This window comes from Terribacillus saccharophilus (genome assembly GCF_002272745.1).
GTDB classification, from domain to species: domain Bacteria; phylum Bacillota; class Bacilli; order Bacillales; family Amphibacillaceae; genus Terribacillus; species Terribacillus saccharophilus_B.
The window spans coordinates 93846-108462 of record NZ_NPBD01000011.1 but is presented as its reverse complement, the minus strand read 5'-3'; the positions used below and the strand labels follow the sequence as shown (position 1 = coordinate 108462).

Below are 14617 nucleotides of genomic sequence, written 5' to 3'. Positions count from 1 at the left end.
TTGCCCTCCTAACATTTGTACGCCGGAAGTACTGTATCCGGATAGATTTCAGTTGGATAGTTTCCTGTAAAGCATGCTTTGCAAATACCATGTGTCATCGTATCGTTGTCTCCGACGATGCAATCTTCCAGGCCTTCGACTGTCAGGAATGATAGAGAATCTGCTTCAATCAGCTCGCGCATTTCCTCAATGCTGTGGTTAGCAGCAATTAGCTCAGATGTTGTCGATGTATCAATACCATAAAAGCATGGATTTTGAATCGGAGGGGAAGCGATGCGCACATGTACTTCTGTTGCGCCTGCTTCTTTCAACATCCGGACAATCCGTTTGCTTGTTGTCCCACGCACGATAGAATCATCGACCATGACTACCCGTTTACCTTCGACAATCCCGCGTACAGCCGACAGCTTCATTTTCACGCCTTGTTCACGAAGCTCCTGAGAAGGCTGGATAAAAGTACGGCCGACATAACGATTTTTGATCAAACCAAGCTCATATGGAATGCCAGAAGCTTCGGAAAATCCGATGGCGGCAGAAATACTTGAATCAGGCACACCTGTCACAACATCCGCTTCAATTGGGGCTTCCTGTGCGAGCACTTTACCCGTTTTTTTACGGGAAGCATGAACGTTCTGGCCGTTCAAATTAGAATCTGGACGGGAGAAGTACACATACTCCATGGAACAAAGCGATCTTTCAAGAGTAGAAGAAAAACGCTGCGTATGAAGACCAGTATCGCTGATCGTTATCAATTCGCCTGGCTCCACTTCGCGTACATATTCCGCGCCTGTTACATCAAAAGCACAAGTTTCAGAAGATACAACCCAAGCATCACCAAGACGGCCAAGTGACAACGGACGCAATCCCTTGGGATCGACTGCCACAAACAGCTGTGTTTCGGTAAGGATTGTAAGGCTATACGCGCCCTTAACCATGCTGAGTGCTGACTTGATTGCCTCTTCCAGTTCTATTTGGCCGCTGCGTTTGATCAGATGGGCAATCACCTCAGTATCAGAAGATGTTTGCAAAATGCTGCCTTGCGCTTCCAGCTGCTGTTTCAGTCCGTATGCATTGACGAGGTTTCCATTATGCGCGATTGCCAGACTATCTCTTTGGGAACGGAACAGCAATGGCTGTACGTTCTCATAGCCTCCTCCGCCAGCAGTAGCATAGCGAACATGACCGATGGCAGCATTGCCGTTGAGCTTGTTGAATTGTCCTTCCGAAAATACATCATTGATCAGGCCGATACCTTTGTGCAAATGAAGGTTTTCCCGGTCAGTCGTTACGATTCCGGCTCCCTCCTGCCCACGGTGCTGCAGGGCATGAAGGCCATAGTACGTTACTTCTGCTGCTTTCTCATGTCCCCAAATCGCAAAGACGCCGCATTCCTCATTCAAGCCTTTGATTTCAGCAAGCATGGAATAGCTCCTTTCCAAAGTGCCTCGAGTGTCGGTACTGTTTCTGAGATGATAGATTTTCCGTCTTGTTCTATAGCAAGCTCTGTTTCTTCTGTCACCAAACCAATTTGCTTGGCCCCTGGTACTGTCTGTTCAAAAGCAGCCTGATTTTCTGGAGAAACTGTCAAAAGAAATCGGGATTGTGATTCACTGAAAAGCGCTGCTGTTACATCACCGTCTATTGTTACTTTAGCTCCAAGCTCTGAACCGAATAGGCTTTCTGCCAATGCAACAGCAAGACCGCCTTCTGCAAGGTCATGTGCAGACGCGATTAACCCTTGCTGAATACTAGTTAGTACTGCTTGTTGATTGCTTGCTTCCACATCTAGATCGATAGCAGGTGCTTTGCCGTAATAACGTCCTTCCAGCACATTCTGCAACTCGCTTCCACCAAATTCAGCCTTCGTTTCACCTAGTAGATAAATAGCATCACCAGCTTGTTTGAATTGGCTTGTCGTTACATGTGCCAAGTTCTCTACCAAGCCAACCATTCCGACAATCGGTGTCGGGAAAATCGCTTGCTGGTTGGATTCATTGTAAAGCGATACGTTACCACTGATAACTGGAGTTTTCAAAGCTAGACATGCGGCGCTCATACCATCGACGCTTTTTTCCATTTGCCAGAAGTTCTCTGGTTTATCCGGATTTCCGAAGTTCAAACCGTCTGTCAGTGCAAGCGGCTTCGCACCAGAGCTGATGATATTCCGAGCTGCTTCAGCCACGGCAATTTTGCCGCCGGTTTCTGGATCCAGGTAGATATAGCGGGAGTTACAATCTGTCGTCATCGCTATTGCTTTCTCTGTTCCTCGTACACGCACGATTGCAGCATCACTTCCAGGTGCGACTACTGTACTTGCACCAACCATGGAATCATATTGATCATAAACATATTCCTTGCTGGCAATCGTAGGCTGCTGCAAAAGCTGCTTCAGCGTCGCTGCATGGTTCATGACAGCTGGCTTATAATCGATAGTTTGGAATTCTGTGTAATAGTCTGGTACCTTTGATTCTTTGTAATAAACTGGTGCATCTTCTGCTAGGCTGTCAACTGGAATCTCTGCTGCAACTTCACCGTGATGTAAAAGACGGAACTGCTTGTCATCCGTTACAGTACCTACAGCAACAGCTTGTAGTCCGTATTTTTCGAATACTTCAATGATGCCCTGTTCTTCACCCTTCTTCACGACAAGAAGCATGCGCTCCTGAGACTCCGAAAGCATCAGTTCATATGGCGTCATATGCTGTTCACGCTGCGGCACAAGGTCTAAGTTCATTTCCATCCCCATACCAGCTTTGCTTGCCATTTCACTTGCACTTGATGTCAAACCAGCTGCGCCCATATCCTGGATACCGACAAGTGCTTCATGCTGAATTACTTCCAAGCATGCTTCGATCAAAAGTTTTTCCATGAATGGATCACCAACCTGAACAGAAGGACGTTTTGATTCGGACTCTTCGCTCAAGTCTTCTGATGCAAATGTCGCACCATGGATGCCATCACGACCAGTTGGAGCACCTGCGTAGATAACTGTATTACCGACACCAGCAGCAATCCCTTTTTGGATATCCTTTTGGTCGATCAAACCAACACACATCGCATTTACAAGCGGGTTGCCTTCGTAGCTATCATCAAACTGGATCTCACCGCCAACAGTCGGCACACCGACACAGTTACCGTATCCGGCAATACCGTGGACAACTTCCTCAAGCAAATATTTAACACGCGGTGTAGTCAGGTTACCGAAACGTAAACTATTCAGTAACGCAATTGGCCGGGCTCCCATGGAGAACACGTCACGGATGATACCGCCCACACCTGTAGCTGCGCCTTGGTAAGGCTCGACAGCTGATGGGTGATTATGACTCTCAATTTTAAACACAACCGCTTTGTCATCTCCGATATCAACAATCCCGGCACCCTCACCTGGTCCTTGAAGGACATGGGGTCCTTCCGTTGGAAACTTACGCAATAATGGCTTTGATGTTTTGTAGCTGCAATGCTCTGACCACATAACGGAGAAAATGCCTGTTTCCGTAAAATTCGGCTGCCTGCCAAGGATATTTTTGACGGATTGGAATTCCTCATCTGTCAAACCCATATCCCGATACAGACGATCTTGTTCGATTTTTTCCGGACTGATTTCAGCTTGTTGTAACATACATTTCCCTCCAGTGTTGTAGTACGGATTGGAACATTGCAAGTCCACCGCTTGAACCGAGCAGATCCTCAACAGCTCGCTCAGGATGTGGCATCATGCCTAGCACATTACCTGCTTTATTGACGATCCCGGCAATATCATCCCGGGAACCATTCGGATTGTTCTTGTAAGTAAAAACAATCTGATTATTCTGCTTGAGCTCATCCAGCGTTGCATCGTCACAATAGTAATTTCCTTCACCATGTGCAATCGGAATTTGAATTTGCTGTCCTTTTTCATAGCCGCTTGTGAACATCGTATCGGCTCTTTCGACAACGAGTGTCTCGTAATGGCACATGAACTTCAGCTTTTCATTTCGGAGCATTGCACCTGGCAGCAAGCCTGTTTCCAATAAAATCTGGAAGCCATTGCACACACCAAGAACTGGTGTACCAGCTTCTGCTTTAATCTTGATTTGGTTTAAGACATTCGATACAGATGCGATTGCACCGGAGCGTAAATAATCACCGTAGCTAAATCCGCCTGGAAGCAAGATAGCATCATAGTCTGCTAGATTCGCATTTTCATACCATACTAGATCGACTTCTTCTCCTAAACCATCTTTGACCGCATGGTACATATCCCGATCACAGTTAGAGCCTGGAAAAACGATGACAGCAAATTTCACGAGCGTATACCCTCCTCGACTGTATAGCTGTATTCCTCCATGACAGGGTTGGCAAGCAGCTTATCACACATACGCTGTACTTCCAGTGCTACATCAGCTTCATTCGGCAGTGTTATTTCGATGTACTTACCGACACGAGTATCTGCTACATCCGGGAATCCATTCGCCTGTAATGCTTCCTGTACAGCCTTACCTTGCGGGTCTAAAACCCCTTCTTTCAGCGTGATAAAGATTTTTACCTTTTTCATTTTGCTGCCTCCAGTCGATTTAAGATTGCATCGTATACGTCGATCAAGTTACCAAGGTCTTCACGAAATACATCCTTGTCCATTTTGCCGCCATTCTCCTTGTCCCAAAGCCGGCATGTATCAGGGGAAATTTCATCCGATAAAAGGATGGAGCCGTCTTGGTCACGGCCGAATTCCAGTTTGAAATCGACCAGCTGCAGACCGACTCTATTGAAGAACGTCTGCAGATGCTGGTTGACTTCCAATGCTGCTTGCTTAATGAAGTCAAGCTCTTTCTCATTCACATCCGTCAGCAGTAATGCATGGGCATCATTGATGATCGGATCATCCAAACTGTCATCCTTATAGTAAAGCTCTGTCAAAACGGGTTGGAAAACGGTCTTCTCTGGAATACCAAGTCTTCTTGTAATGCTTCCTGCTGCAACATTTCGAACGACTACTTCAAGCGGTATGATCGTCGTCTTCTTCACGAGCTGCTCTGTTTCACTGAGCGGCTTGATGAAGTGCGATGAAATACCCTGCTCCTGCAAGTATTCGAAAACATGGGTCGAGATAAGATTGTTGTAGCGGCCTTTTCCTTCAAAGCTTGCTTTCTTCTTACCATTGAATGCTGTTGCATCATTTTTATAAGAGAGCACTAGCTCTTGCTCATTTTCGGCTGATTGAAACACTTGCTTAGCTTTTCCTTCGTACAGCAATTTTCCTCTCACGTTCTCCACCCCGTTTGTCAAAGTTTATTCTAATCCAATCTTATGGAAAATCTGATCTACGTTTTTCAAGTGGTACGTATAGTCGAAGCAGTCATCAATTTCTTCCTGGCTAAGGAAGGCTGAGATTTCTGTTGTTGCTTCGATAAGCTGCTTGAACTGTGTTTCTGTTTCCCATGCTTCCATCGCTTTCGGCTGAACGATATCATACGCCTGCTCACGGCTCATGCCTTTATCGATCAGCGCAAGCAATACACGCTGAGAGAAGATGACGCCGTATGTCCGGTCAATATTACGCTTCATGTTTTCTGGGAAGACCGTCAAATTCTTTACAATGTTGGAGAAGCGGCTCAGCATATAATCAAGCGCAATTGTTGCATCCGGCAAGATGACACGCTCTGCAGATGAATGGGAAATATCGCGTTCATGCCAAAGTGCAACGTTCTCGTAAGCTGTGACCATGTGACCGCGAATCAGACGGGACATGCCGACCATGTTTTCAGATCCAATCGGATTACGTTTATGCGGCATTGCAGAAGAACCTTTTTGACCTTTAGCGAAGAACTCTTCCACTTCACGCGTTTCTGTTTTCTGAAGCCCGCGGATTTCAGTCGCAAACTTCTCGATGCTTGTAGCAATCAATGCCAATGTGCCCACATATTGCGCGTGACGGTCACGCTGCAATGTTTGCGTAGATACTGGTGCTGGTTTCAAGCCTAGTTTCTTAGTAACGTATTTCTCTACATACGGATCGATATTCGCATATGTACCGACCGCACCGGAAAGCTTACCGTATTGAATCGTATCAGCAGCATCATCAAAGCGCTCTAGATTACGTTTCATTTCTTCATACCATAATGCCATTTTCAAACCGAAAGTCGTTGGCTCAGCGTGAACACCATGTGTACGTCCCATCATGACTGTATGCTTATGTTCCTTCGCTTTCGTTTCTAAAATCTCGATGAAGTTGACGATGCCTTTGCGAATGATTTGGTTTGCCTGCAGCAAAAGATATGATAAAGCTGTGTCGACTACATCCGTGGATGTCAGGCCGTAATGCACCCATTTCCGCTCATCGCCCAAAGTCTCGGATACAGCGCGAGTGAAAGCAACAACATCATGGCGTGTCTCTTGCTCGATTTCTAAAATGCGATTGATATCAAAGGATGCATTTTCACGCAATGCTTTTACATCGGATTCTGGGATGATGCCTAGATCACTCCATGCTTCACATGCTAGAATCTCGACCTCAAGCCATGCCTTGTATTTATTTTCATCCGTCCAGATGTTACCCATTTCTTCTCTTGTATAACGTTCAATCATGCTTTGTTTCCTCCTAGTGATCGTGTAAAAGCGTCGGTTGCATCCAGTAAGGTCTTACGTGACGTTCCAACCATTGTGTAATGCCCCATTTTCCGTTTTGGCTTTGCTTCTTGCTTGCCGTAATCATGGATGTGGGCGAGTGGTCTGTCAGGCTGCTGCCAATACTGGTCCAGCTCTTCTCCTAATAAATTTATCATAACGGCGGCCCCGATAAAATGGACTGGCAAAAGAGGCAGTGCGCATATGGCGCGGATATGCTGCTCGAATTGCGATACCGTACAAGCTTCAATTGTATAATGACCGGAATTATGAGGTCGCGGTGCCACTTCATTCATATAAAGCTCATTGCCTGAGACGAACATCTCGACGGTGAAAGTTCCAACAACCCCAGCTGCTTCTGCCAGCTTGCCGGCAGCGTCGCGTGCTTGCTCGGCTACCTCTTTAGCGATGGCGGCAGGTGCAATTGTCCGATAAAGAATATGGTCACGGTGTTCATTTTCTGCTACCGGAAAATAAGTGATCTCCCCATCCTTGGCTCTTGTCAGTACAACCGATATTTCTCTATCGAATGTAAGCCATGATTCTACAATGCAGCGTCCATTCTGCCGAACGAATGCAGCAGCTTCTTGCAAGTCATCCTTAGATTCTAGTTTTAGCTGTCCTTTGCCGTCATATCCGCCGCGGCACGTTTTTACAACAGCTGGAAAACCGATTTTTCTAACGCCTGTCAGCAGTTCCTTCTCGTCTGAAACAATCGTAAAAGGCGCTACTGGAAGATCCAGTTCCTTCATGAGATTCTTTTCATTCGCTCGATCTCGGCTGATTTCCAAGAGAAGGGAGCCTTGAGGAAGCTTACCCTTTTCCTCCAGCAGTTTCGCTGCTTCCAGATCAACATTTTCAAATTCATATGTGACAACATCGCTTAAGCTCTCAAGTTTTCGGATAGCGTCCCTATCATCATAGGCCGCTTCAATATGCAAGTCCGCTACTTGTGCAGCTGGACAATCGTGCGTTGGATCGAGGACAATAATTCGATATCCCATATGTTTAGCAGCTGTCGCCATCATGCGGCCAAGCTGCCCGCCTCCAAGAATGCCGATAGTGACGATATTATTTGGTCGCAAGCTGATTCCTCATTTCCGCTACTTGTTTCTTCATACCTTGCTGATATCCCAGCAGACGTTCAGCAATTTGTTTGTCATGAGTACCGAGAATTTGGGCCGCCAGGATGCCAGCATTTTTAGCTCCTGCTTTTCCGATTGCTACTGTAGCTACCGGAACGCCGCCTGGCATTTGAACGATAGAGAGCAAAGAATCCATTCCATCAAGTGCTTTAGTTTGTACTGGAACACCAATCACTGGCAACGTAGTCTTGCTGGCTACCATTCCTGGCAGATGGGCTGCACCGCCTGCGCCAGCAATAATTACCTTCAAGCCTCTTTCTCTAGCACTCGCTGCATAGTCAAACATATCCTCAGGTGTCCGATGAGCTGAAATCACTTCTTTCTCAAAGGGAATATCCAGCTCTTCCAATAGCTTGCACGCATGCTCCATTGTCTCCCAATCAGAGATGCTGCCCATGATGATTCCAATCTCCGCCATCTCAATCCCTCTTTCCTCTTTTTGCCGTAAAAAAAGCCTATTCACCTCTCCCGCTAACTGAGAGAAGACGAATAGGCATACGGTGTCGTAGGCTCATAATCATGCAGTTCATCTTCCCTCATAGTCCGCCATTTACGGTAGCAGGTAGAGACTTCCGGACCATATTTCCGGAAATATATGAGGTACGATCTATAAAGCACAGCTTCACATCTCACGCTGTAGTGTTGTCAAATCTAGCCGTGTCTTTCATGCATGTTTATGATAACAATTCTGACACACATCGTCAATGAAAAAATCGAACGATGGTTATATTGTTATATTTAATGTTCGGTTTTTAGTAATTTTGTATCAAAAATAACTTTTCTTCCTATCGGTTCTACCTTCTTTGCACCATTCTCAGTGGTTTCCCGAAAGATTGGTTCTTCCACTTTCCGGACTGGCAGGTAACCCTCTGCTTTAATACGATCCAAGCAAGCTTCGATTGTCTCATTTTCACCAAGCTCAAATCGTTTCTTTGTCGGCTTCTTTTCTTTTGGCATTACGAATACGCTCCCTTTTAACACTTTTCACCCAGAAACCGCCGAAGATCTGACGAGGCTCGTAAGCAATGATAAAAGCCTTCGGATCGACTTCCTTAATAGCCTCATACAACTGGAGTTCGTATTTACGAGGCGTCAGAATCTGCATGGCGAGGCGGTCCCCATCCATTCCATAAGCAAACCAGCTGGTGACACCATACCCTTTTTCACGAAGTCGTCTAGTAAATTCGATACTAGGATCAGAAGAAATGACATTGACGGTAATATAACCAAGCGCCAGCTTCTCCTCTATCTTCGAACCAAGAATAACACCGATGCCGAAACCAAGTGCATAGGCAATCAGGTTCTGAATTTGATCCAAGTTATCTAGAACTAAGCCGAGACCAATCGTATAGATCGTAATCTCGAAAACACTGACGGATGCTGCAATATAACGCCTTCCTTTTAGTGTCAGGATGACCCGTAATGTATTAAGGCTCACATAGACGATGTTGACGACAAAGATGATTAGCAGCATGACGATTGGTATTTCCAGCAACTCGCTTCCTCCTCTTACACATAAAAATTATTCCTTTAATGAATCAATAGCCATACTTACGTTTTTTTCTCCGGAACAAATGAATCGGTATGGCAATTAAAATGACCACTGCCATAATACTTGCTACCGCTGTAATAGCCGGAAATTCTTCTGCTCTCGCAGCAGCAATGGCCAAATACGCCCAGATAAATACGAGCGGATAGATACTATCACGGAAAACGTGCATAAATGCAATTGCAAGAACCGCACCGACGATTAATATAATAATTGTCCAAACTTCTCCTGACAAAAGCCATCCTTCAATATTATCTATTCCTAGTGATACTAATAAAATTCCGACGTTCAGAATTGTAGCGACGGAAACCCAGCCGATATAGATAGAAAACGGAAACAAATCAAATTTCCGGCGGTCTGATGAAGTGGCGATGGTTTGATACAGGATAATCAAGGAGACCAGCAGCGCCACCATCGGAATGATGGAAATGCTGAACAGCTGATAATGAAAGCTGAATAGCCAGGCAATATTAAAGATACAGCTTGCAATGAATGCTCCAGCTGCTCTTCCATACCACTCTGTTTCACGTGTCGACCGCAGAAATAAGCGGATGACCCAAATAAAAGCGAATAGATAGATTACTCCCCAAATGCTGAAAGCATATCCTGCTGGCTGAAATAATACGCCAAGTTGATCAGATAATTGACGGGTGTTCTTCCCACCGAGCGGCAAGGCGTTGGACAGATAATTGACGACGATGGCTGCGATAAATGCCAGTAAACTGAGCCAAGCCAGTTTCACTGAATGGTTACTCATAAAAACTCCTCCTCCTCGCCCGCTGACAGACGATTATAATCTTTCGTAAGTATAATACAATTATACCCGCCACCGTCGCAATCAACGCATAAAGGTAAAATCCGACCAGAAATTTGTCATATTTCGCCTAAATAAAAAGCCGCCCCGATAGGAGCGGCTTCTATTTATGCCAAAAAGATGAAGTATAAGAGGAATACGACGAACAAGAACCACATAACTGGGTGGATCTCTTTTACACGCCCTTTTACAAGCAACGTAAGCGGGTAGAAAATAAATCCGACCGCAATACCAGTAGCAATACTGCCTGTGAGCGGCATCATGAGAATTGTGAAGAAGGCTGGTACAGCCAACTCTACTTTATCCCATTCAATTTCCTTCAAGGAAGAACACATCAGTACACCAACCACGATCAAGGCCGGCGCTGTTACTTCGTTGGTAATGACAGACAACAGCGGACTGAAGAATAGTGCCAAAAGGAAACAAATCGCAGTCACGACAGCTGTAAATCCTGATCTTCCGCCTGCGCCTACACCAGTTGTTGATTCAACATATGCAGTTGTGTTGGAAGTACCAAGCACTGCACCTGCAACAGTAGCACCAGAATCCGCAAGCAAAGCCTGACCTGGATTTGGAAGCTTGCCATCTTTCATCAAACCAGCTTTCGTAGCTACTGCAACCAATGTACCGGCTGTATCAAAGAAATCCACGAATAAGAAAGTCAAGATGACAGTCAGCATTTGAATAGTGAAGATATCACCGAAATGTGCAAAAGCCGCTCCGAATGTTGGAGCAAGACTTGGTACACTTCCGACAACGTCTCCTACCGCTGTTGGCGGGTCAATCAATCCGACAATCATGCCGGCTGCAGCCGTAATGATCATTCCAATGAAGATTGCTGCGCGGAATCCTTTAACCAAGAGAATTGCTGTAACAAAAATACCAAAGATAGCTAACAGAGCTGGCCCACTATGGATATCTCCAAGAGCTACTACTGTATCCTCACTCATAACTACGAGATTAGCGTTTTTCAAACCGATGAAAGCGATGAAAAGTCCAATACCAGCACCGACTGCCAATTTCAAAGTCGGCGGGATTGCATTGATCAAAAGCTCACGCAAACCAGAAAGAGAAAGAATCATGAAAATCACACCAGAAGCAAGTACGCCTGCCAATGCAGTTTCCCATGGAATTCCGTAAGTAAGGACAACCGTGAAAGCAAAGAATGCATTCAATCCCATACCAGGAGCAAGCGCGATCGGCAATTTAGCGAATACACCCATGATCAGGGTGCCGATTGCGGAAGCGATTGCTGTGGCAGTAAAGATTGCACCAGCGTCCATCCGGCCGCCTGGCAGCGCACTATCAGGAACACCTTGCAGAGTCAGAACATTAGGATTAACGAACAGGATGTACGCCATCGACAGGAATGTCGTGATACCGGCAATAATCTCAGTCCGGTAAGACGTGTTTAATTCGTCAAAACGGAAAAAACGTTTCATAACTTGTTACTCCTCCTGTTGCTTCGATTGGGCAGGATAAGCTTTCAAATAAAAAACACTTCTGCCCTAAGAGCAAGAAGCGTTTCCTATCTACACCACATCTGCGTATGTAACTCAGATCGAAATGTCAGCGTAGTCAGGTTAATGACGGTAACCTGGTAGAAACTCATGGGCCATATTCCCAAAATTATACGAAGACGAAAATATATAGTATTAATACTCTTTCACTATAAAAGCATTTTGCCTGCTTCGTCAATGTTTTTTCGGTAAATGTACCTAAGAATAGTATTAGTAATCGTTTCCAACTTATTCAGCTGATAGTGGATTGTACCTTTTCTGCATTTTGTTCTTCGAAATATGATTGAATAATTGCGTGGTCAGAATGCGGAATAGCCTTTCCTCTGACGAACTGTGCACCATTGATTTGTCCGCCTGTAAGCAGGACAATATCTCCTTCCCGACTCAGATCGAGCGCAAGACAGACAGCTTTGGCTCTCGTCTGTGCCGTGGACACATTCTGCACGCGGTCACTAAAACCCTTACATACCGCATCGATGATGTTTTTTGGATCATGATGACCTGGATGATCAACAGACACAACAATCTCATCTGCTCTTCCCTCAATTGTCTGCGCCATTTTCGGCATCTTCCCGAAATCCCTTATGCCGACTCCCAATATCATTACGATCAAGCGACGATGCGGAATAGCATTCACCGCTGTTAATAACTGATCCAATGCAGCTGGAGTGTGGGCATAATCAAGAATAATTTTCCTGCTGCCGTACTGTTCGATTACTTCAAAACGCCCTTCAGGATTCTCCATTGTAACTAAGACATCCACGATTGATTCCAAATCGTAACCAAGATGCATTGCTGTTCCAACTGCAGCAAGAAGATTAGACACGTTGTACGCACCATAAATCGGTGCACGAATCGTATATGTTTTTCCATTTGTATAAAGCTCAAATTGGATACCATGCGCATCTGTCTGAAGATTTGATGCAATCAAATCTGCCTCGCTATTTTTCTTAAGACTATATGTCAGCAGCTTCCCTTCGAACGTATCCAGAATATCCTGCGCCATTCCTTCGTCGTCGATATTTACGATTGCAGTAGCGGCTTGCTCAAACAATTTCATCTTCGCCTGCTTGTAATTATCCATTGTTTCATGGTATTCCAAGTGCTCTGGAGATAAATTTGTATGAATTGCAACATCAAATGTCATGGCTGCCGTACGCTTCTGATCCAATGCAATAGACGTTGCCTCCATAACTACCGCTTTTTCGCCCTCCGATTCCAGCAATTTGAAAAGCGCATGCAAATCAGCAGATTCAGGCGTAGTAGGCGTGCTTTTAAAGAAGTCGAGCTTCTCTTTGGACGTAACAATACCGCATGTTCCAATTGACGTTGTCCGAAGCTGGAGCTGATTCAACAAGGAACGGACATACGCCGCTACTGTCGTCTTCCCATTTGTTCCGGTGACAGCAACTGTAACAAGCTTTGTCCAAGCCTCATCTGATAGCAGCACTGCCAACTGTGCCATCGCCAGCCGGGCATCCTCTACAACAAGGAAGGTACAATCCTCATACTGGCGATAATAGGATTTCAGCAGATCTTCATTTGTTCCTACAATGATAGAAGCACCTTGTGCAATGCTATCCTCTATGAAAGCGTGCCCATCATGGTTATCCCCTTGGATACAAACGAAAACATCATGTTTCGTTACGTAACGGGAATCAAATCGGACACTATTAGCAATAGTACTGGAAGTACCGTAAATACGCTTGAAATTAACTTTATTCTGTTTCATTAGATTGATTAACATGGCTACCCCCTGTATTTCCGGTCCAAGTTTTCTTCTTTTACCCGAAACACACGGCGTTTATACCATCACGTCAATAATCATGCTTCAAGCCCTATAAGTCTTCCAGTTACAACCATTGCCTGTCTGCTTTATTCACTTTATAATGTAAACACGCTACATCAAAGGTGTTGACATAAAGTGAAAAAGTTTTTCATCGGCAGCCGTGTCATCAAGACAGGGATTGCTGTGTTTTTTACTGCATTAATTTGTGAAATTGTACACATATCTCCGGCTTTTGCGGTAATTGCCGCTATCGTAACGATTGAGCCGACAATTCATGCATCTATACAAAAAGGACTTATTCGTTTACCAGCCAGTATGGTCGGAGCAGCATTTTCCGTTCTTTCGATCTATTTATTCGGAGCTTCTCCGCTGACCTACACGGCAGCGGCTTTTTTGACGATTCTGGTCTGCTATAAACTAAAGCTCCATGCAGGTTTGATTGTAGCGACAATTACAGCAGTTGCTATGATCGATGTGGAACATACAAGTTTATGGGCAGATTTCTGGGCACGGCTCGGCGGAAGCATCATCGGAATTATTATTTCTACATTAGTCAATATGCTTATCCTGCCGCCAGATTACTTTAAGAAATCGCGTCAGCAGCTAGATTTAGTTATTTCGCATACGAATGAGCTGCTTCATGCTTTCGTTGATATAAGGATCTGGAAAACACAAGGAGACCAGCCAGTCCACAGTTTAACAGCATCATTTCGCCAACTGACAGACGAACGGCTGCTCTTGGAACAGTATGTGCAGCACCAGCAGCTGGAAATACGTTATCATCTCCCCAATTCAAACGCAAAAGCGGTACTGGATAAAGAGGCTGTCCTAACTCAGAAGCTAAAGCTAATCCACTACCATCTTTGGAATTTGATTCACGCCGGGCGAAGTGGCAAGCAGCTGCATTGGAATACAGAACAGCAAAACTGCCTCACTGCCGCAGCTGAAGCAATTCAAGAGAGGCTGTCACATTGGATGAAGGAAGATCAAGTGTCAGACGAAAAGCAGATTCATGACTTGTTCCAGTTATTATGGAGCATCGATATGCCGAAGGATCCGTCAGATGGTTACTTCCCGATTGAAAGTATCTATCTGTACGAACTGCTGTCCATACACGAGCTTGTTTATGACCCACAATCAAGTAAAACTCATCTGCTCGTACAAAAAGAGGCCATGCTATCTGATTGATAGCATGGC

At 45.1% G+C, this 14617-nt stretch carries 14 protein-coding genes and 2 riboswitches; of the genes, 1 reads left to right on the top strand and 13 read right to left on the bottom strand.

What is annotated here, in order from left to right; translation table 11 throughout:
- Positions 1–8: 8 nt before the first annotated feature.
- The 13 genes from purF to CHH58_RS13180 form a co-directional block, all read right to left on the bottom strand.
- A complete protein-coding gene (gene purF / locus CHH58_RS13240) occupies positions 9–1421 on the bottom strand; it encodes an amidophosphoribosyltransferase (RefSeq protein WP_095230777.1) in 1413 nt (470 codons plus the stop codon).
- On the bottom strand, positions 1397–3619 hold the full coding sequence (purL, locus tag CHH58_RS13235) for a phosphoribosylformylglycinamidine synthase subunit PurL (protein WP_095262648.1): 2223 nt from the start codon (positions 3617–3619) through the stop codon (positions 1397–1399). The genes purF and purL overlap by 25 nt, the downstream gene beginning before the upstream one ends.
- Positions 3603–4286 (bottom strand): phosphoribosylformylglycinamidine synthase subunit PurQ, encoded by a 684-nt coding sequence (purQ, locus tag CHH58_RS13230; RefSeq protein ID WP_095262647.1) that lies wholly within the window; start codon positions 4284–4286, stop codon positions 3603–3605. The genes purL and purQ overlap by 17 nt, the downstream gene beginning before the upstream one ends.
- Complete coding sequence (gene purS, locus CHH58_RS13225; protein ID WP_095230780.1) at positions 4283–4534, bottom strand: phosphoribosylformylglycinamidine synthase subunit PurS; 252 nt, start codon at positions 4532–4534, stop codon at positions 4283–4285. Before purS ends, purQ begins: the two co-directional genes overlap by 4 nt.
- Positions 4531–5244 carry a phosphoribosylaminoimidazolesuccinocarboxamide synthase gene (gene purC, locus CHH58_RS13220; protein ID WP_095230781.1) on the bottom strand — a complete coding sequence of 238 codons (714 nt, stop codon included), beginning with the start codon at positions 5242–5244 and terminating at the stop codon, positions 4531–4533. The genes purS and purC overlap by 4 nt, the downstream gene beginning before the upstream one ends.
- A 24-nt stretch (positions 5245–5268) precedes the next feature.
- The gene (gene purB / locus CHH58_RS13215) at positions 5269–6564 is read right to left on the bottom strand and encodes an adenylosuccinate lyase (RefSeq protein WP_095262646.1); all 1296 of its coding nucleotides are present in this window, start codon (positions 6562–6564) and stop codon (positions 5269–5271) included.
- Positions 6561–7688: a 5-(carboxyamino)imidazole ribonucleotide synthase gene (purK, locus tag CHH58_RS13210; RefSeq protein WP_095230783.1), complete on the bottom strand. Its 1128-nt coding sequence runs from the start codon at positions 7686–7688 to the stop codon at positions 6561–6563. The genes purB and purK overlap by 4 nt, the downstream gene beginning before the upstream one ends.
- A complete protein-coding gene (purE, locus tag CHH58_RS13205) occupies positions 7675–8166 on the bottom strand; it encodes a 5-(carboxyamino)imidazole ribonucleotide mutase (protein WP_095230784.1) in 492 nt (163 codons plus the stop codon). The genes purK and purE overlap by 14 nt, the downstream gene beginning before the upstream one ends.
- A gap of 101 nt (positions 8167–8267) precedes the next feature.
- A riboswitch (purine riboswitch) is annotated at positions 8268–8367 on the bottom strand.
- A 119-nt stretch (positions 8368–8486) separates the two neighbouring features.
- Positions 8487–8705, bottom strand: a complete 219-nt coding sequence (locus CHH58_RS13200) for an NETI motif-containing protein (protein WP_095230785.1) — start codon at positions 8703–8705, stop codon at positions 8487–8489.
- A complete protein-coding gene (locus tag CHH58_RS13195) occupies positions 8668–9243 on the bottom strand; it encodes a DUF2179 domain-containing protein (protein ID WP_095230786.1) in 576 nt (191 codons plus the stop codon). The genes CHH58_RS13200 and CHH58_RS13195 overlap by 38 nt, the downstream gene beginning before the upstream one ends.
- A 43-nt stretch (positions 9244–9286) precedes the next feature.
- Positions 9287–10054, bottom strand: a complete 768-nt coding sequence (locus tag CHH58_RS13190; protein ID WP_095233314.1) for a tryptophan-rich sensory protein — start codon at positions 10052–10054, stop codon at positions 9287–9289.
- A 164-nt stretch (positions 10055–10218) separates the two neighbouring features.
- Positions 10219–11553 carry an NCS2 family permease gene (locus CHH58_RS13185; protein ID WP_095230788.1) on the bottom strand — a complete coding sequence of 445 codons (1335 nt, stop codon included), beginning with the start codon at positions 11551–11553 and terminating at the stop codon, positions 10219–10221.
- Between the two features lie 113 nt (positions 11554–11666).
- A riboswitch (purine riboswitch) is annotated at positions 11667–11768 on the bottom strand.
- A 95-nt stretch (positions 11769–11863) separates the two neighbouring features.
- Positions 11864–13378, bottom strand: a complete 1515-nt coding sequence (locus CHH58_RS13180; protein ID WP_095262645.1) for a UDP-N-acetylmuramoyl-L-alanyl-D-glutamate--2,6-diaminopimelate ligase — start codon at positions 13376–13378, stop codon at positions 11864–11866.
- A gap of 177 nt (positions 13379–13555) precedes the next feature.
- Between CHH58_RS13180 and CHH58_RS13175 the strand changes: the two genes are divergently transcribed.
- The gene (locus CHH58_RS13175) at positions 13556–14608 is read left to right on the top strand and encodes an FUSC family protein (protein ID WP_095262644.1); all 1053 of its coding nucleotides are present in this window, start codon (positions 13556–13558) and stop codon (positions 14606–14608) included.
- The last annotated feature ends 9 nt before the right edge of the window (positions 14609–14617 follow it).